Genomic DNA, 17895 nt, shown 5'->3' with positions numbered 1-17895 from the left:
CTCATTGGAGGTGCAGGGTCGTTTCCAGCCGGATGTCGTCGGACGCGCTGCCGACCATCAGCCTGAATTCGCCCGGCTCGGCGCGCCACTTCAGGGCGCTGTCGAAGAACGACAGCGTATCGCGGTCGATCGTGAATGTGACCCGGCGCCGTTCGCCCGGCTGCAGGTGGACTTTCGTGAAGCCCTTCAGCTCTTTTACCGGGCGCACCAGCGAGGCCACCGTGTCGCGCAGGTACAGCTGCGCGATCTCGGTGCCGGCGACCTTGCCCTTGTTCTCCAGGTCGAACGACAGCGTGGCCGTCTGCCCCGGCCGCAGGATCGTGCGGTCCAGCTGCACCCCGGAGTAGCCGAACTCCGTATAGCTCTTGCCATGGCCGAACGCATAGCGCGGTGTGTTCGGCGAATCGATGTAGGCCGAACGGTAGACGATGTCCTTCTCGTCCGTGACCGGGCGGCCGGTGTTGTACTGCGCATACGAGAGCGGGATCTGGCCCAGGTTGCGCGGGAAGGTGGCCGGCAGTTTGCCGGACGGGTTGTAGTCGCCGAACAGCACGTCCGCCACCGCGTTGCCGCCTTCCGAGCCGGGGAACCACGCGTACAGGATCGCGTCGGCGGCATCGGCGATCTCGTTGAAGATCATCGGCCGGCCGGCGAACAGCACCGCGACGACCGGCTTGCCGGTGGCCTTCAGCCGCTGGAACAACTCCGTTTGCCGGCCCGGCAGGCCGATATCGGTGCGCGACTTCGCTTCGCCGCTCATGTCCCAGGTTTCGCCGATGGCCAGCACGATCACATCGGCCCTGGCGGCGGCGGCGACGGCCGCGTCGAAGCCATCGGCGCTGGTGCAGCCCGGCGCGCAGGCGGCCGCGTAGCTGATCTGCGCCCCCTGCGCATGGTTGCGGATGCCGTCCACGATGCTGACCACTTCGCCGCGCACGTCGGACACCACCCAGCCGCCTTCCAGGTCGCGGCGCGAGTCGGCCAGCGGGCCGATGACGGCAATGTTCCGCGCCCCCTTCGCCAGCGGCAGGACAGGCGTGCCATGGAGCGCTTCATTCTTCAGCAGCACCAGCGACTTGCGGGCCACGTCGCGCGCGATGGCGCGATGCCGGGGATCGGCCAGCACCGCCTGTTCACGCTGCGCATCGGAGAAGCGGTATGGGTCGTCGAACAGCCCCATCTCGAACTTCTTGCGCAGGATGCGGCGCACGGCATCGTCGACATGCTTCTGCGGCACCTTGCCATCCTTCACCGCCTGCGCCAGGTGGGCGATGTACGCCTCTCCTTCCATGTCCATGTCGCTGCCGGCGTTGATCGCCTTCACGGCGGCGTCGGGCAGGTCTTTCGCGTAACCGTGGAGCACCATCTCCTTGACGGAAGCCCAGTCGGAAACCACGAAGCCCTGGTACTTCCAGGCGCCTTTCAGGATATCGCGCTGCAGGAACGCGCTGCCGGTGGCGGGCACGCCGTTCAGCGTGTTGAACGAGTTCATGAACGTGGCCACGCCGGCGTCCGCGGCCGCCTTGAACGGCGGCAGGTATACTTCATGTAGCTGCTGCAGGCTCATGTCCACCGCGTTGTAGTCGCGGCCGGCGATCGCGGCGCCATAGGCGGCGAAATGCTTGGCGGTGGCCATCACGCGGTCGGTGGCGCCCAGCCTGGCGCCCTGGAAACCGCGCACGCGGGCGGTGGCGATCTTCGAGCCCAGGTACGTGTCTTCGCCGGCGCCTTCCATCACGCGGCCCCAGCGCGGATCGCGGCCGATGTCCACCATCGGCGCGAACGTCCAGTGGATGCCGGCCGCTGCCGCCTCGCGCGCGGCCACCCGGGCCGATTGCTCGATCGCTTCCAGGTCCCACGATGCCGCTTCGCCGATCGGCACCGGGAACACGGTCTTGTAGCCGTGGATCACGTCCAGCCCGAACAGCAGCGGGATCTTCAGCCGCGACTGCAGCGCCAGCGCCTGGGCTTCGCGGGTATCCTTCGCGCCCTTGATGTTCAGCATCGAGCCCACGTTGCCGGCACGGATTTCCGTCATCTGGCTGGCGCGCTTGGCCGCTTCCGGCCCGGTGGCCTCGGCGCCGGACAGCTGGTGCAGCTGGCCGACCTTTTCCTGCAGTGTCATTTGCTGCAGCAGCGCATCCACCTTGCGGTCGATGGCATCCTGCGCCGAGGCGAGGGCCGGCAGCACCAGCAGCGAAGCGGCCAGTGCGATGGGTCGTAAGGTCATTCCGGAAGTCTCCTTGTTTATTTTGTTGTTGCTCTTTTGGGTGCTCTGGCCGTGCCGGAACCGGCAACTGCTCCGGGCCGCCATGCCACCGTGGTCCATTACGCCAGCGGAAATGCCATGCCGGCGTCGTCTCTCCGTGGAGTGAAGGATGCATTGTCCGAAACACGGCTGGTACCGCTACCAGTTTGCAAAAATAGTAATCGGCCCGGGCCCGGAAGTCAAAACAAAACAACGGTACCGGTCGATGTCAGTCCGCGACCCGGATGCCGCGCGGCGCCGATGGGGAACTGCGGTCGTCCCACGCCTGCCAGCAATATGAAATCAGCAATATCGCGACCAGTGTGCCGAGCGGTATCGCCAGCAGCGCGGGAAACGCCAGCGCAAGTGTCGTCAGGCGTGCCCAGTTCCGGGCCCGCCAGGCACCCCACCCGATGAACAGATGCACGATCACCAGCATGGCGGCAAACACGGCAGGCAGCGTGGCGGGCTGCCTGCCGGTCAGTGGTGCCACGGCCAGCAAGGCAGCCAGTGGAACGGCGTAAAGGACCGCGAAGGCGAAATGGGCACGGGCAGCCCTGGCATGGTGTTTCATCGTGGACCTCCCGGTGGCGCTGGAACGTCATTTTTATCCCAGCGGAAATTATTTTTATTGATTTACAACACTAGCCGCGACGTTGGCAGTGGCGTCAACCGTGGTGGTGCCTTAACGCCGCCTTAATTGCATCCGGATCATGGCCATGGCAGTCCAAAAGGCTGGGCTTCGCATGTTGTCGAGGTCGCAACGTGGTAAGCTTCGGCGCGCGCTTTTGTTGTTGCTTCGGCACGCTTCTTCCCTCATCTTCCTTACCCTGCACATGGATATCGTTCTCGCGTTGAAGGCCCTGATCATGGGCCTGGTCGAAGGTTTCACCGAATTTCTGCCCATTTCCTCCACTGGCCACCTGATCCTGACGGCGAGCCTGCTGGAGTTCACCGGCGAGAAAGTCAAGGTTTTCGAGATCGCGATCCAGGGTGGCGCGATGCTGTCGGTGATCTGGGAATACCGCGCGCGGATCGCCGCGGTTCTGGCGGGCCTGGGCTCCGATCCGAAGGCACGGCGCTTCACGACGAACGTTATCATCGGCTTCCTGCCGGCCGCCATGCTGGGCCTGTTCTTCAGCGGGATCATCAAGGCCCAGCTGTTCAAGCCGGTGCCGGTGGCCGCCGCGTTCATCATCGGCGGCTTCGTGATCCTCTGGGTGGAGCGCCGCGCCCGGAACAACCCGGTCTCCGTGCGGATCCATGCCGTGGACGACATGACAACGCTCGATGCCCTGAAGGTCGGCTGCGCGCAGGCGTTCGCGCTGATTCCTGGCACCAGCCGCTCGGGTGCCACGATCATCGGCGGCATGATGCTGGGCCTGTCGCGCAAGGCGGCCACCGAATTTTCGTTCTTCCTGGCCATTCCCACGCTGCTGGGCGCCACGTTCTATTCGCTGTACAAGGCACGCGAACTGCTGTCCACGGCCGACCTGCCGTTGTTCGGCGTGGGCTCGATCGCGGCGTTCGTGTCGGCGTTCCTGTGCGTTCGCTGGCTGCTGCGTTATATCAGCACGCATGACTTCACCATCTTTGCGTGGTACCGTATAGTGTTCGGCATCGTGGTTCTCGCCACTGCCTACACCGGTACTGTTGCCTGGGTCGACTAGACCCGGTCGGCTGGCCCGGGTCGAACAGCATCCCCGGGTCAAAAGCATATCAATGGATCAACTGGACATCAGTCAACGCGCACTTCACCTGCTGGAATCGGTCTTCGGTTACTCGGCTTTCCGCGGACAGCAGGCGGAAATCGTCGAGCAGGTCGCCAACGGCGGCGATGCCCTCGTGCTGATGCCCACCGGCGGCGGCAAGTCGCTGTGCTACCAGATTCCCGCGCTGTTGCGCGATGGCGTGGGCGTGGTGATTTCGCCGCTGATCGCGCTGATGCAGGACCAGGTGGATGCGCTGGCCGAAGTGGGCGTGCGCGCCGCCTTCCTCAATTCCACGCAAACGTGGGAAGAAGCCTCCCGGATCGAGCGCATGGTGCGCGCCGGCCAGCTCGACCTGGTCTACGTCGCGCCTGAACGACTGATGACGCAGCGCTGCTTCGACCTGCTGCAGGATTCGAAGATCGCGCTGTTCGCGATCGACGAGGCGCACTGCGTGTCGCAATGGGGCCACGATTTCCGGCCCGAATACATCAAGCTGTCGGTGCTGCACGAGCAATTCCCCGGCGTGCCGCGCATCGCGCTGACGGCGACCGCGGACCAGCAGACCCGCGCCGAGATCGCGCACCGCCTCGACCTGACGAACGCCGCGCAATTCGTGTCGTCGTTCGACCGTCCGAACATCCGCTATTCCATTGTCGAAAAGGCCAACGGCCGCAAGCAGTTGCTGGACTTCATCAGCGGCGAGCACACGGGCGATTCGGGCATCGTGTATTGCCTTTCGCGCAAGAAGGTCGAGGAAACGGCCGAGATGCTGAACGAGAACGGCATCCGCGCCCTGCCCTACCATGCCGGCATGGACCACGCGAAGCGCGCCGCCAACCAGGCCCGTTTCCTGCGCGAGGAAAACATCGTGATGGTCGCCACGATCGCGTTCGGCATGGGCATCGACAAGCCGGACGTGCGCTTCGTGGCCCACCTCGACCTGCCCAAGAGCATCGAGGGCTACTACCAGGAGACCGGCCGCGGCGGCCGCGACGGCATGCCGGCCAGCGCCTGGATGGCTTACGGCCTGCAGGACGTGGTGCTGCAGCGCCGGATGATCGACGAATCCGAAGCCGACGAGGAATTCAAGCGCGTGCTGGGCGCCAAGCTCGATGCGATGCTGGGCCTGTGCGAAACACTGTCGTGCCGGCGCGTGCGGCTGCTCGATTATTTCGGCGAAGCGTCGACGCCCTGCGGCAATTGCGACACCTGCCTGGTACCGCCCGTGTCGTTCGACGGCACGGTGCCGGTGCAAAAGCTGCTGTCGACGATCTATCGCGTCGACCAGCGCTTCGCCGCCACCCACGTGATCGAAGTGCTGCGCGGCGCGGAAACGGAGCGGATCCGCACCTGGCGCCACGACCAGCTTTCCGTGTTCGGCATCGGCGCCGACCGCAGCGAACAGGAATGGCGCGCGATCCTGCGGCAGGTGATCGCGCTGGGGCTCGTCAGCGTCGACCACGACCAGTACAGCTCATTGAAGCTGACGGATGCGGCCCGCCCGGTGCTGAAGGGCGGCCAGAAAGTGCAGCTGCGGCAGTACCAGAAACCGGTCAAGGTCAAGCGCGGCTCCGCGCCGAAAGGCTATGTCGAAACGGATCTCGATTCGACGGAACAGGGCATCTTCGAGCGCCTGCGCACGTGGCGGATGGGCGCCGCGCGCGAGCACAATGTGCCGGCCTACGTGATCTTCGTCGATGCCACGCTGCGCGAGATCGCCAAGGCCAAGCCCACGTCGCTGGACCAGCTGCGCGGCGTTTCCGGCGTGGGCGAGAAGAAGCTCGCTTCGTATGGCGACGATATCGTCCGGCTGATCAGGGACCTGACCTGACGGGTTTCGCCGGCCGGCTTGGCTGACCGGCCTCCCCCGGGCACGTTTTGATTCCGTCCAGGTTGCTGTTCACGCTTCTGCTCGGTTTTCCTTTCAATTTCCTGTAATCGCCTGCCGCCAGCGGCCCGGCGGCACGCCCGTCGCCGCGCGGAAGCGGTGGCTGAAGTGGGCCATGTCCGCGTAGCCGCAGGCATCGGCCACCTGCCGCAATGGCAGCGCTCCTGTTTTCAGCAGCAGCTTCGCGCGGTCGATGCGCCGCGCCGCGATCCAGGCCGATGGCGGCAGGCCGAACGACGTGCGAAACATCCGCGCCACGTGGAATTCCGACAGGCAGGCCAGTTCCGCGAGACGTCCCAGCGTGATGGGTTCATGCAGGTGGGCCTCGATCCAGTCCGCCAGGCGCCGCCGGAGGTAAGGCGCCAGGCCGCCCCGCAAGCGCGGGTCGGGCCGTACCGCGGCCTGGTCGTGCAGCAGCTGCGACAGGGCCCCGTGCGCGATCTCGTTGGCGCGCAGCAGCCCGTCGGTACCGAGCCATGGCGCATCGAGCAACGATTCGCACAGGCGCGCCAGCGCCGGGTTGTCGAAATAGGTGCGGTCCTGCAGCATCAGTTCGCGCGGCTCGCGGTCCAGTTCCAGCACGGCGCGGCGCGTGAAGTGCTCCGGCATGAAGTAGATGTGCATCAGGCGCAGCGAATCGCGCACCATCCAGCGCGACTCGTGCCAGTCCGGCAATGAACAGAGGCGGCGTGGTGCGCCGAACTGCCCCGGCGCGCCATTACGCTCGACACGGTAGCCGCCGCCCAGGTAGCACGACAGCGTGTGGTGGCCGGGCTCGCTGTACACGGTGAGCTGCTCGTCCGTATGGCGCTCCCACACCGCCGCCGCCAGCCCGTCGCCCAGCCACGCGAAGCGCTCCAGCTTCGCATCGGTGCCGCTCATCGTGCGGAACACCGCGTGGCCCATCGCATCGCGCGGCGCCGCCGCCAGCGCCACGCGCGCGGCCGGCGTGAGGCGCGCGTCGGGAATCGAATCGGCAAGAAGGTCAATGTGCATGACGAAAAGTCTAGCATCCATCACCCGTCTTTCAGCCAGCCTGCCGGTGAAATGCGCAAGTCCAGACAACCAGCCACGCCACCTGCCGGGCAATATTTCCTGGAACCGGGGTCAGACCCCGAATTTGGGGAACATTTCCAAAAACTGGGGTCTGACCCCGGTTTTGAGAAACATTTCCAAAAATCGGGGTCTGACCGGATCGCCGGACCGCGTGGTTTCCGGCAACCTTGAGATACGAAATGAATGCTCTTCTTTACATAGCCACGGTGCTGATCTGGGGTACCACGTGGCTGGCGATCAAGCTGCAGCTGGGCGACGTGCCGGCGCCGGTATCGATCGCGTGGCGGTTCTGGCTGGCGGCGGCGGTGCTGTTGCTGATCCTGGTGGTGACGAAAAGGCCGCTGTGGCCGCCACGCCGGGCGTGGCGTTACCTGGTGGCACAGGGCACGGCGCTGTTCTGCTGTAATTTCCTGTGCTTTTACTATGCGAGCGAACATGTGCCGAGCGGGCTCGTGGCCGTGGTGTTTTCCACCGCGCCGGTGTGGAATGCGATCAACGGCCGCCTGTTCCTCGGGCGGCCGATCCGGGGCACGGTGATGGGCGGCGCGGCGCTGGGCCTGGCCGGCATCGGCCTGCTGTTCCTGCCGCAGATGCAAGGCCACTGGAGCGATGGCAACATGCTGGCCGGGCTGGCGCTGGCGTTGCTGGGAACGCTGTGCTTCTCGGCCGGGAACCTGCTGTCGTCGCAAATGCAGGCGCTGGGGCTGACGCCGTGGCTGACCAACACGTGGGCGATGTTCATCGGCGCGGCCATCCTCACACTGGGCGCGCTGGCGCTCGGCATGCCGTTCCGCTTCGAGCCCACCACGCAGTACGTGGGTTCGCTGCTGTACCTGGCGATCCCCGGTTCCGTGATCGGCTTTACCGCTTACCTGCTGCTGGTGGGCCGGATCGGACCGGACCGCGCCGCCTACTGCACGGTACTGTTCCCGGTCGTGGCGCTGACGGTATCGTCGGTGTTCGAAGACTACCGCTGGAGCGCCGCCGCGTTCGGCGGGCTGGCGCTCGTCATCGCCGGCAACCTGCTGGCCTTCCTGCCCGCGAAAACAAAAGCGCCGGCCGCCGCGGTGGCGGCGCCGGCGCGCTCATGACGGCACGATGAGGATTATTTTTTCGTGAAGACCAGGTCCCACACGCCGTGGCCCAGCTTCAGGCCGCGGTTCTCGAACTTGGTCAGCGGGCGATAGGCCGGCTGCGGCGCGTAGCCTTCCGCAGTGTTCTGCAGGCCTTCCTCGGCGGACAGCACTTCCAGCATCTGCACCGCGTAATCTTCCCAATCGGTGGCCAGGTGCAGGTAACCGCCCGGCTGCAGCCGGTCGACCAGCAGCTTCACGAACGGCGGCTGGATGAGGCGCCGCTTGTTGTGCCGGGCCTTGTGCCACGGGTCCGGGAAGAACACGTGCACGCCGGCCAGCGTGCCGGCCGGGATCATGTTGTTCAGCACCTCGACGGCGTCGTGCTGAATCACGCGCAGATTCGTGAGCGCTTCCTCGCCGATCAGTTTCAGCAGGCTGCCCACGCCCGGCGTATGCACTTCGACGCCGATGAAATCCTTCTCCGGCATGTGCTTTGCAATGTGGGCCGTGGTCTGGCCCATGCCGAAACCGATCTCCAGGATCACCGGCGCCTTGCGGCCGAACACCGCATCCGTATCCAGCGGCGCCCTGGTGTATTCGATCATGTACTGCGGCCCCAGGTCGTTCAGCGCGCGCTCCTGCGCGGTGGACAGGCGGCCGGCGCGGGTGACGAAACTCTTGATGCGGCGTTCGGTCGGGTCGTACAGCATGGACCGCGCGGGGCCCTTCGGTGGGGTTTCGGAAGACATGGGATTGTGCTGAAAAAAGGGGCGATTATAGCAGTCACTGCGACAGTCACCCCGCCAGCCGCCCCGCCAGCCACCGGCCGCCCATCCTCCAGGCATCCTCCCGGCTGCCTGCCCGCCGCCTCGCGATTCCGCTATCCCAACCGTCGCTCGAGGTCTGCTACACTTGTCGCTTGGACATACTTTCCGAACCAGACATGACGCCAGCATTGCCCCCTTCCGTACAGGCAGTGCAAGCCCTGCCATGCGTGCCGGACATCCTGTCCGTAATGGCCGAGATGACGGGCCTGCGCTTCGTCTGCGTCGCGCACGTGACGCCAACCAGCTGGACCACCTGCGCAGTGCTGGACCAGCTCGACTTCGGCCTGCAGCCGGGCGATCCGCTCGATGTCAGCACCACGCTGTGCGATACCGTGCGCCAGGCCGATGCCACCATCGTGATCGACCATGTCAGCCAGGACGACCTGTTCAAGGATCACCCCTGCCCGCGCCAGTACGGCTTCGAGAGCTATATCTCGATTCCGATCTACGATGTCAGCGGTGCTTTCTTCGGCACGCTTTGCGGGCTGGACCCGCGTCCGCTGCGGCTGTCCGACGCAAAGACGGTCAAATCGCTGGAACTGTTCGCGCAGCTGATCTCGAAGCAGCTGGAAGCCGAGCGGCGCCACGCCGACCGGATTTCCGAACTGTCCGACGAAAAAACCACCGCGCTGCTGCGCGAGCAGTTCATCGCCGTGCTGGGCCACGACATCCGCACGCCGCTCTCCTCGATCCTGCACGGCGCGCAGATCCTGCAGCAGCGCGGCGGCGACGCCACCATGCTGACGATCGCCCGCACGATCCAGCGCAGCGGCCAGCGCATCGGCCGCATGATCGACGACGTGCTCGACTTCGCCCGCGGCCGGCTCGGTGGCGGTATCGCGCTGGAGCGGGAACCGGTGGACGACCTGGCCGACGCGCTGGCGCAGACCGTGCTCGAATGCCAGAGCGAACACCCGCGGCGGACGATCGTCAGCGACATCGCGATTCCCGGCACCGTATGGTGCAACCGCGACCGCGTGACGCAGGTGCTGTCGAACCTGCTGACGAATGCGCTGCGCTACGGCGCGGCCGGCACCCCGGTGCACGTGGCCGCGCAAGTGGAAGACGGCACGTTCCGGCTGGCCGTGGCGAACCAGGGCGAGACGATCGCGCAGGAAAAGCTCGGCAAGCTGTTCCAGCCGTACTGGCGCGACGACGGGCATCCGCAACGCGGCCTCGGCCTTGGCCTGTATATCGCTTCCGAGATCGCCCACGCCCATGGCGGCGGCCTGCAAGTGCTGTCACGCGACGGGCACACGGTATTTACCTATACGGCACCGGCCGGGCTGCGATAATGGCGCCCCCTCGACTTTCCGGAAGCGCCCCATGGCCCAGGCCCTCAACATCGCAATCATCATCGTCGCGCTGCTGGCGCTGTATTACCTGCTGAAGGGCCGGCCGAAACCGGCGCCGCTGCAGGGGCAGCCCGCCGGCGGGTCGTATACGCCGGTGCCGGAAGGCGAACCGGTACGGCACTGGGCCGATGACGGCCGCTTCGAGCTGGAAATCGTCGGCGAATCGCGCTATCGCGACGCCATCCGCGCACTGGCCGGCGAACACGGCGATGCCAAGGCGGATGCGCGCCACCCGGCACTGCTGCTGGTGGACGATGACAATCCCTACGAAGACAAGGCCGTGGCCGTATTCCTGTCCGGCCGCATGGTCGGCTACCTGGCGCCAAAGGATGCGCTGGCGTTCCGGCAAATGCTGGCGCGCCACGAGATCGACGGCAAGCTGACGTCGACGGATGGCGCGGTGCGCGGCGGCGGCGCCTGGGAAGGCAAGCGCCTGGCTTATTCGGTGTGGGTGGATGTATCGCTGAACGGCTGAACGCCCGGCGCAAGTGCCGGCTCCGCGGCGCCTTGCCGCGCCTCGATGCGCTCTTCGAGGTGGCCGCCGTCGATCAGTTCGCGCGCAAGCGCCCGCGCCTCGATCTCGGCCGCATGCTCGCGCTTGAACAGCGCCGGCGTCTCGATGACGATGGGCGGTTCGAACGTGCGGCCCGTGTAGCGGTGCGCCTTGATGTGAATGCATCCGCGGTAACGCCCGGCCTCTTCCGCTACCTCGACCCGGTAGACGTAACCCTTTACCCAGATATCTTCGGTCATGCTACTTTGGCAATGTGAAAGCGCGGATGCTAGCACGCGCGGCCACCGCCGCGCGCACGCTTGCAGCCTGAAAGGCGGCGCTCAAGCAGGCTTGCCCAGGTGCTCGCGCACCGCTTTCACGCTGGTGCCGGCATCCTTCACGGCCTGGCGCAGCTCGTCCGCGGAAAGGCCCAGCTCCTTGGTCCAGTAGCGCAGTTCCCATTCCTCGTGGACGTTGATGCGGCTGCGGTCCTGCGGACCGCGCTCTTGCAGATTGTCGGACATGATGTTCTCCTTGAATGACGACACACGTCGTTTCTCCAAGGATGGTCGCTTGCACGTTGATGGTCGGTTAATCAACGCACCGTAGAGCACGATCCCGCCATTCAGAACTTCGCGCGCACGCCGAACACGATGCTGCGCCCGGCCAGCGGCGCGATATCCTTCAGCACCGACGTCGACATGCGGATCTCGTCGTTGAGCAGGTTCTTCGCCAGCACGAAATACGTGAGGTCGACATCGCCCGCCTTCTGCGTGTACGACACGTTGGCGTTGAGCTGGTTGTAGCTGTCCGTGGGCGTGCCTTCGAACGACGCGAGCCGGTCCTGCCCTCTTCCGTGCACCAGCGACAGCCCGGCGCGCAGCGCATCCATCTTGTACGCGACGGCAGCGCCGATCCGGTCGGCCGGCTGCAGCGGCAGGCTGCCGCCGGCATCGAGCTTGCCGCGCGACGTGTCGCCGAACACCCGGCCGGACCAGCCGGCGCCGTGCTCGTTGAACGTCAGCTCGGCCTCGGCGCCGCGGATCGTGGCATTGGCCTGTTCAAAAATGCGCTGGCGCAGTTCCTCGCCCGGATTGCCCTCTTCGTCCACCAGCGCGCCGGTCACGTTCCCGTAGATGAAATCGTCGACCTTGTTGCGGTACAGGTTCGCCTTCCAGCGCACCAGGCCGCTGGTCTTCTGCAGCGACAGCTCGACGTTGCGCGATACCTCCTTGTTGAAATCGGCGTTGCCGATATCGAACGTGACGGTGGCATCGTGCGGGCCGTTCGAATACAGCTCCTCGGTCGCCGGCGCGCGCTGCGCATACGAGAACGTGAGGCCGGCGCCATAGCCCTGCATGAACGGCCACATCGCGCCGACCGAGCCCGATTTCAGGTCGAACGAACGGTCGAATCCGGTGACCGGTTCGCGCTTGACGTGTTCGAGGCGGCCGCCGGCGGACAGGCGCACCGGCCCCAGGTCTTTTTCCTCGACGAGGAAGCCGGCCTGCGACGTGGAACGCGTGACGGGCACCGTATCGGCCCCGCCTTCCGCGGACAGCGCGGAAAAATGCGTGTTCTCGGTCTGGATGCCGAACGTGCCGCGCCACCCGGCCAGCGGCAGGTGCGACAGTTCCAGCCGCGTCTCGGTCGAGCGGTTGTCGAACAGCACTTCCGGCGCATCGTCCTCGCCCAGTTCGGCGTGCTCGTAGCTCGTGTGGCCGGCCTTGAACTTCAGGTTCTCGAAGCCGGCGAACGGCGCCTTGACGAGCCCTTCGATGTCGTAGCGTGTCTGTTTCTGGTCGATGCGCGAGCCTTCGGCGCTGGGAATGCCGTACAGGTTCGTCAGGTGCGATACCGATGCGCCCACATAGCCCCAGTCGTCCACGTACGAGCTGCCCAGGCCCACATTGCGTTCGCGTGTAAAGGAATTGGCGAGGCGGCCGGAACCCGAGTCCGGGTCGCCGATCACGCGCGTGCCGGGAATCCTGTAGTCATCAGCGTTGCGCCAGTTGCCGTCCGCGTGCAACGCGAACTTGCCGATGGCGCCATCGATCGTACCGGAGGCGTTCTTGCCGCTGTCGACGGTGCTGTAGCGCGCCTCGGCCTGGCCGGTCAGCTTCGCCTCCAGCGCGGTGGGAATGCGCTCGTTGACGACGTTGACCAGCCCGCCGATCGCGCCGGAACCGTACAGCAGCGCGGCCGGGCCGCGCAGGATCTCGATCTGGCGCGCCACGGCGCCTTCGGCCGCCACGGCATGGTCGTTCGACAGGCCGGACACGTCGGACACCGCCATGCCGTTCTCCAGCATCTTGACGCGCGGGCCTTCCATGCCGCGGATGATCGGGCGCGACGCCCCGGCCCCGAACGCGGAAGCCGACACACCCAGTTCCTGCGACAGCGTCTCGCCCAGCGAGCTGCCGGCCTTGTCGCGCAGCTCGTCGCCCTGCAGCACCTTGGCCGGCGTGAGGATCTGGTCGCCTTCGGCGCTGCGGAACGGATTGGCGGTGACGACTACCTGCGGGACGGGCTGGCCGGCGCCCTGGGCGTCGATGGCGGGGCTTTCCGCGCTCGCGGTGTCGGCGCTGGTGGCGGCGAAGGCGGTGGAGGAAATGGCGGCCAGGATGGCGCTGGCCAGCAGCGTGCGTTGCGTTTTCATTGTTGCGTACCTCGGGTATCTGGAATGACGAGCCACCGCCGCGCACGTGCATGCGCGGCGGCTCAAGCTTGATGCGGACTTGTGCTGGTCAGGCCCGGGGCGGGGCGCGCGGCTGGAAGGCGTGGGCGGCCTTGAAGCCGGCCGGCTGCGCGGAGGTTTCCGTGCATCGCAGGTAGCCGTTGCCGGCGATCCTGAAGTGATAACCGGGTACGCCGAGCGCATACGCGAGCTGGTCGGCGGAGAGACATTGGGCGCAGAGGTGATCCGCGGCCGGCGTCTGCGGCGAGCCATCGTCCTGCCCGCGCAGCTGCTCGGTGGCGGTGCGCTGGACGTGCGTGTAGCCGTGCGCCAGCGCCAGTTGCTGGGAAACCAGCAACAGCAGTGAAAGCAGCAGTTGGACCATGACGCGTGAGGACATGCGGCGTATGTCGAGATTCTCGATCGGGATTCGTGACCTGGCCCCACCGCGGGGCAAATGGCGGAAAACCGCCCGGCATGCGCCGTTGAAGTACCGGCGACTGCCGGATTATAGCGGGAAATCACGGGCGAGTCGCTGGACCGCCATTCCGCCGACGTGTGGCTTCCAGGGCGGTTGTGACAATTGGCGAGCATTGCGCCGGTCGCACGATGTTAGATTGGAGACAACCCCATCCGGGACTAATTTCCCTACTTTATCGAGGTCACGATGAGAACAATGATCGCCGGAATACTGCTGTCGAATCTGCTGGTTGGCGCGCCGCTGGCGCACGCCGCACAGGAACTGAATCCGACCGGATTCACGCTGGCCCTGACCGAAGCGCTTTATCCATCGGAATTCGACATGCGGGTGCTGTCCGACAACGGCGGCACGGTGCAGATCGCCCTGCCGGGCGCGATCCCCATCACCAGTCCCGTGCAATCGGCATCCCATGGCACCGAGTACCTGAACGGCGACGATACCTGGGCAAAACTGGGCGGCGCGGTGCGCGAAGGGTACCGGATTACTTCCGTCACATTGAGCGGCGTGCTGTCGGGAGCCTTCGATATCGGCCAGCCCGACAGGGTGTGCGGTACCGGCTGCACCGGCACCGCCGGCGTGGCCGGCAACGCAGCGAGGATCGACTGGACCATCGGCAACCATGGCGCCACCACGTCCTTGCCGACAAGGTACACCGACATCACGTCGCCCCAGGCGTTTTCCAGCACCTTCACCGGCCAGGTGGAAGGCGATTTCACACTCGACGTTTCCAGTGCCCTCGAAGCGTATGCGCTCTCGGCGAACCAGCTGGTTCATCACCTTTCGGGCGACTTCGAGTGGTACGAACAGCTGTATTGGGAAACCACTTCATCGATCGCGCTCAGCGACCTGACGCTCACGGTGCAGGTGTCGGCGGTACCGGAACCCGGTACCTATGCGATGGTGCTGGCCGGGCTGGGCCTGATGGGATTTGCGGCACGCCGGCGTGAGGCAATGCGCGGCGATAATTGATGGGATTGGTGGAGCGGTGGAGGGATGAATCCTGGTCTCAAGTTCGGGAAGCTGGACTGAAAACCCAACAATAATGCGTACTAAAAGATAATTTTAATTAATCAATTGCGCCGAATTAGCCTTCAGCTCTTCCAACGAACAGTCGCCGAGGCAACTTTTTTAGTGTGCAACGGTGTACTGGAGCCCGATTTTATATCCGTTTAATTGCGCATTGGAAATATAAAGTTGCGCGCTTTCCCATGCTTTGCGGCAATGCTAAAACGGCGGACTAGAGACCTGGCATTTAAACCAGAGACACGCAACAATTCGCAAAGCATTTCAAATAATGCCTGTATCGAGCAGTACGGCTGCCAACGCTATTCAGCAGGTGACAATTCGTGAGATTTGCAGAAGTAAATGATGTTATATTCATAAGGAATTTGTAGTACTCCATTAACCCAAACCGAGGATTTCATGAGAAATTTTGCGCCCCCGTTGATCGCTGCTGCAGCCATACTGATGTCGCCGCTTGCTCATGCCGAAACCTGGCGCTTCGACAACGTTTCAATCAAAAGTTTAACCCCGAATCCGACAGTCAGCCTTGTGTCGCAATCGGCTTCTGAAACGACCATTTCGTTCGACTCATTTGCACTAGAGAGCGGGGCATACGCAGCTCACGACAATGCGCCACGAATTACTGACGACATCTATTACCCTGGTGGAGTTGACAAGACAGGCATGATGGCCATCGAAGGTTACAGGTTCGATCTGGCATCGGGGCAAAGGCTGACCGGCGTAACACTTGATGTGACATTTATGGGCGAACTGCGTACCGGTCAACCGGGCGGCTATACGAACAATGCGATTATGATGCATGTCGACTTCGGGGAAATTCGGGGAAATGGCAGCCATGTCTACGGCGACCGCTTTGATACCGAAAGGTTTGTGAATCTCAACGGCGCCGCGACGACTTCCGCTGATCTCGATCTGGAAAGAATCGGCGGCGGAGACATCAATTCGAACGATGGCTCCTATTTTTCCCTGTATTCGTATCAAGATGCTTTTGCGCGCGCCGCGCGATCAAGCAACAACGACTTGATTGAAGAGTCTTATGCAAATACTTGGGCATCCACGGTGACGATGACATTCCACACCGCACCGGTACCGGAACCGGCCACCTATGCAATGTTCGGTGCCGGCATGTTGCTGCTGGGCGGATCGGCCTGGCGCAAACGTTCGGCTCGCAGCTGACGCCAGCTAAAAACAGGCAGAACTGATGAATCGGCCCGGGGATCTGGACGTTCTGCCTACGTTGCACAGGATTGAACTCCGCGGATTCCGGGCCATCAATTTCAGGCCAACCCAACTGCATGCGTAGCATGATGTTGCGACTCAACTTCCAAGGGTAATTTTGTACCGAAAAAATCCTGTCAAGCTGACGGCTTTGCGTAGAACACTCGCGACTTTCAGACTTCCCTGCCCTTCAAAATATTCCCATGAAACTTTCGACGGATTCCGGCCCCTGGCCAGGACACGGCCGAAAGTACCTTCCCCTTTACGAACTCTATGATCACGGAATGATCAACTAGCATGATCCACCCGCTTCCAAGCAGCAGAGCTGCCATGGTACGGCCATGCGTTCGAGGGAAGCGCTGAACAACGAGAGAAGTGGGGAACTACCGGAAATGGCAAAAGCTACCTGAAATCTGGAGCGGGTGATGGGAATCGTACCCTTGTCTTAAGCTCGGGAAGCTGTCCGGGAAACGGCTCAACCATGCGTGTTCGATTGCGTTTTCCGCTCCACAAAACGGCGAAATTATACTTATGGAACCCAGCATTTGTGCGGTTCCAATTATGTTTGTGGAGCGGCCTAAAGGTCGGCTCGGGTGCCTCTAATCCTCTTGCCTGAGGACCTAATGTCAGCGGAGAATCCCATCATGCCAATCACGCAATAAGCCGCCGAAACGACCGCCGCCTGGCTGCAGGAGCGCATCACTTTCGAAGCCCTGCTAGAGAATGCCGTGCACGTGCCAGCGGAACTTGTGAATCCTCATCCTCTCGTCAAGACTGCGGCTGCGGCTGCGGCTGTGCGTGCCGAGATTGCCGGCCTGCAGTCTGAACCGGGAGAAGCAGACGCGGTACGCGACCGTAACGCCCCACCGCAGATAATCTGGGCCGCCCTAGAGAAACCGAACTGGCGGTACTACCTGGAGCGTGGCATTATGGAAAGTGATCCAGAGGCACTTCCAATGCGAGTTGCCATCGAATCGGTTGATCGCTCGCTGCGGCTGCGAAATGCTGTGATCAAGGCTTGCGAGGCACGCGGCATGCGCGTCTCAGCCGGGGATCGACGGGTCAACGTCAGCAACGAAATCGACTGGGTTACGCTGCGGCTGGCTGAAAAGGTCGACCAAGTCGAGGTCCATGATGGTATTGGCGTCAAAGCCGCCGCGGGCGCTGAGCAGTCGAATCGTCATGCGGATGTCCTTTTCATAAATGCTTGGTGTGCGGTTTCGATGCGGTCACGCATCCAGGCGTCGAAGCCGACTGCGTTGACGTGCTTCCAGTCGCGCCTGAACTCGACCCGGCCGGTCAGGAACTTCGTGGCGATGTAGTGGTTTTCATCAAGCACGACGTCGCCATCGCGCGTGCTCACCTGAACCGACACCTGGCAGCGCTCGTAGTCGGCGTGCACGCAGCCCTCGATCAGCTCGCCGTTCAGGAATACGTGACAAGGCAGCCACTCCCGCTTGTAGTCGGGGTGGCCAGGGTAGGCGGATAAGCGCATTGCTTCCTCAGGTATCGATGTCGTTCAGGTTGCCGCGGCGGTCAGGTCGACGTGCTTCCGAGATCAGGTCCACCCGAGCTGGCGGCGGACCTCTTCCGGCGTTGGCGGCGGCTCGGGCGATTCAATGCGCCGCCCCATGTACTCGCGAACCGTCTCTTTCGCCGGGTGCGTGGTCGTGGTCGTGAAGCCTCGCGGGAATGGGTGCGTTTGGCGGATTCAACGGGGAGGAATCAACCGCCAAACGCAAAAACGCCCGCGGTTTGAAGCGCGGGCGTTCAGGTGCTCAGACGTATCTCGTAAAAAGCAATTTGTTTCGGCGATAGTTTTTGAGACTATCGAAACTGAG

The 17895-nt window shown here is 63.9% G+C and carries 17 protein-coding genes; 7 read left to right on the top strand and 10 right to left on the bottom strand.

The window, feature by feature from the left end:
• Position 1: 1 nt before the first annotated feature.
• The gene (gene bglX, locus GJV26_RS16070) at positions 2–2230 is read right to left on the bottom strand and encodes a beta-glucosidase BglX (RefSeq protein WP_155709707.1); all 2229 of its coding nucleotides are present in this window, start codon (positions 2228–2230) and stop codon (positions 2–4) included.
• A 247-nt stretch (positions 2231–2477) separates the two neighbouring features.
• Positions 2478–2822, bottom strand: a complete 345-nt coding sequence (locus GJV26_RS16065; protein WP_155709706.1) for a hypothetical protein — start codon at positions 2820–2822, stop codon at positions 2478–2480.
• A gap of 262 nt (positions 2823–3084) precedes the next feature.
• On the opposite strand from GJV26_RS16065, the gene GJV26_RS16060 reads away from it, so the two are divergent.
• Positions 3085–3918, top strand: a complete 834-nt coding sequence (locus GJV26_RS16060; RefSeq protein ID WP_155709705.1) for an undecaprenyl-diphosphate phosphatase — start codon at positions 3085–3087, stop codon at positions 3916–3918.
• Between the two features lie 52 nt (positions 3919–3970).
• Entirely contained in the window at positions 3971–5791 is a 1821-nt protein-coding gene (gene recQ / locus GJV26_RS16055; RefSeq protein WP_155709704.1) for a DNA helicase RecQ, read from the top strand.
• A gap of 93 nt (positions 5792–5884) precedes the next feature.
• Here the strand turns inward: recQ and GJV26_RS16050 are convergent, their stop codons facing one another.
• On the bottom strand, positions 5885–6844 hold the full coding sequence (locus GJV26_RS16050; RefSeq protein ID WP_155709703.1) for a helix-turn-helix domain-containing protein: 960 nt from the start codon (positions 6842–6844) through the stop codon (positions 5885–5887).
• A gap of 239 nt (positions 6845–7083) precedes the next feature.
• On the opposite strand from GJV26_RS16050, the gene GJV26_RS16045 reads away from it, so the two are divergent.
• On the top strand, positions 7084–7995 hold the full coding sequence (locus GJV26_RS16045; protein WP_155709702.1) for a DMT family transporter: 912 nt from the start codon (positions 7084–7086) through the stop codon (positions 7993–7995).
• Positions 7996–8009: 14 nt separating this feature from the next.
• Here the strand turns inward: GJV26_RS16045 and trmB are convergent, their stop codons facing one another.
• Positions 8010–8690, bottom strand: coding sequence for a tRNA (guanosine(46)-N7)-methyltransferase TrmB (trmB, locus tag GJV26_RS16040; RefSeq protein ID WP_155712522.1), 681 nt, complete (start codon positions 8688–8690; stop codon positions 8010–8012).
• Positions 8691–8923: 233 nt separating this feature from the next.
• Here trmB and GJV26_RS16035 point away from each other — a divergent pair, with 233 nt between their 5' ends.
• A complete protein-coding gene (locus GJV26_RS16035; RefSeq protein WP_155709701.1) occupies positions 8924–10102 on the top strand; it encodes a GAF domain-containing sensor histidine kinase in 1179 nt (392 codons plus the stop codon).
• Positions 10103–10133: 31 nt separating this feature from the next.
• The gene (locus GJV26_RS16030) at positions 10134–10637 is read left to right on the top strand and encodes a hypothetical protein (RefSeq protein WP_155709700.1); all 504 of its coding nucleotides are present in this window, start codon (positions 10134–10136) and stop codon (positions 10635–10637) included.
• On the opposite strand, the gene GJV26_RS16025 is transcribed toward GJV26_RS16030, so the two are convergent.
• From GJV26_RS16025 to GJV26_RS16010, 4 genes are all read right to left on the bottom strand, one after another.
• Complete coding sequence (locus GJV26_RS16025) at positions 10601–10915, bottom strand: hypothetical protein (protein WP_155709699.1); 315 nt, start codon at positions 10913–10915, stop codon at positions 10601–10603. The genes GJV26_RS16030 and GJV26_RS16025 overlap by 37 nt on opposite strands.
• Positions 10916–10996: 81 nt before the next feature.
• Positions 10997–11179 (bottom strand): DUF3606 domain-containing protein, encoded by a 183-nt coding sequence (locus GJV26_RS16020; protein ID WP_155709698.1) that lies wholly within the window; start codon positions 11177–11179, stop codon positions 10997–10999.
• A gap of 101 nt (positions 11180–11280) precedes the next feature.
• Complete coding sequence (locus GJV26_RS16015) at positions 11281–13314, bottom strand: TonB-dependent receptor (RefSeq protein ID WP_155709697.1); 2034 nt, start codon at positions 13312–13314, stop codon at positions 11281–11283.
• Between the two features lie 88 nt (positions 13315–13402).
• Entirely contained in the window at positions 13403–13732 is a 330-nt protein-coding gene (locus GJV26_RS16010; RefSeq protein WP_155709696.1) for a hypothetical protein, read from the bottom strand.
• Positions 13733–14008: 276 nt separating this feature from the next.
• Here GJV26_RS16010 and GJV26_RS30240 point away from each other — a divergent pair, with 276 nt between their 5' ends.
• A complete protein-coding gene (locus tag GJV26_RS30240) occupies positions 14009–14782 on the top strand; it encodes a PEP-CTERM sorting domain-containing protein (protein ID WP_229419320.1) in 774 nt (257 codons plus the stop codon).
• A 453-nt stretch (positions 14783–15235) separates the two neighbouring features.
• Positions 15236–16012, top strand: a complete 777-nt coding sequence (locus GJV26_RS16000; protein WP_155709695.1) for a PEP-CTERM sorting domain-containing protein — start codon at positions 15236–15238, stop codon at positions 16010–16012.
• Positions 16013–17097: 1085 nt separating this feature from the next.
• On the opposite strand, the gene GJV26_RS15995 is transcribed toward GJV26_RS16000, so the two are convergent.
• A complete protein-coding gene (locus GJV26_RS15995) occupies positions 17098–17238 on the bottom strand; it encodes a hypothetical protein (protein ID WP_155709694.1) in 141 nt (46 codons plus the stop codon).
• The gene (locus GJV26_RS15990) at positions 17235–17549 is read right to left on the bottom strand and encodes a hypothetical protein (RefSeq protein ID WP_155709693.1); all 315 of its coding nucleotides are present in this window, start codon (positions 17547–17549) and stop codon (positions 17235–17237) included. The genes GJV26_RS15995 and GJV26_RS15990 overlap by 4 nt, the downstream gene beginning before the upstream one ends.
• Positions 17550–17895: the final 346 nt, after the last annotated feature.

This window comes from Pseudoduganella dura (assembly GCF_009727155.1).
GTDB classification, from domain to species: domain Bacteria; phylum Pseudomonadota; class Gammaproteobacteria; order Burkholderiales; family Burkholderiaceae_D; genus Rugamonas; species Rugamonas dura.
This window is presented reverse-complemented; position numbering and strand designations above follow the sequence as displayed.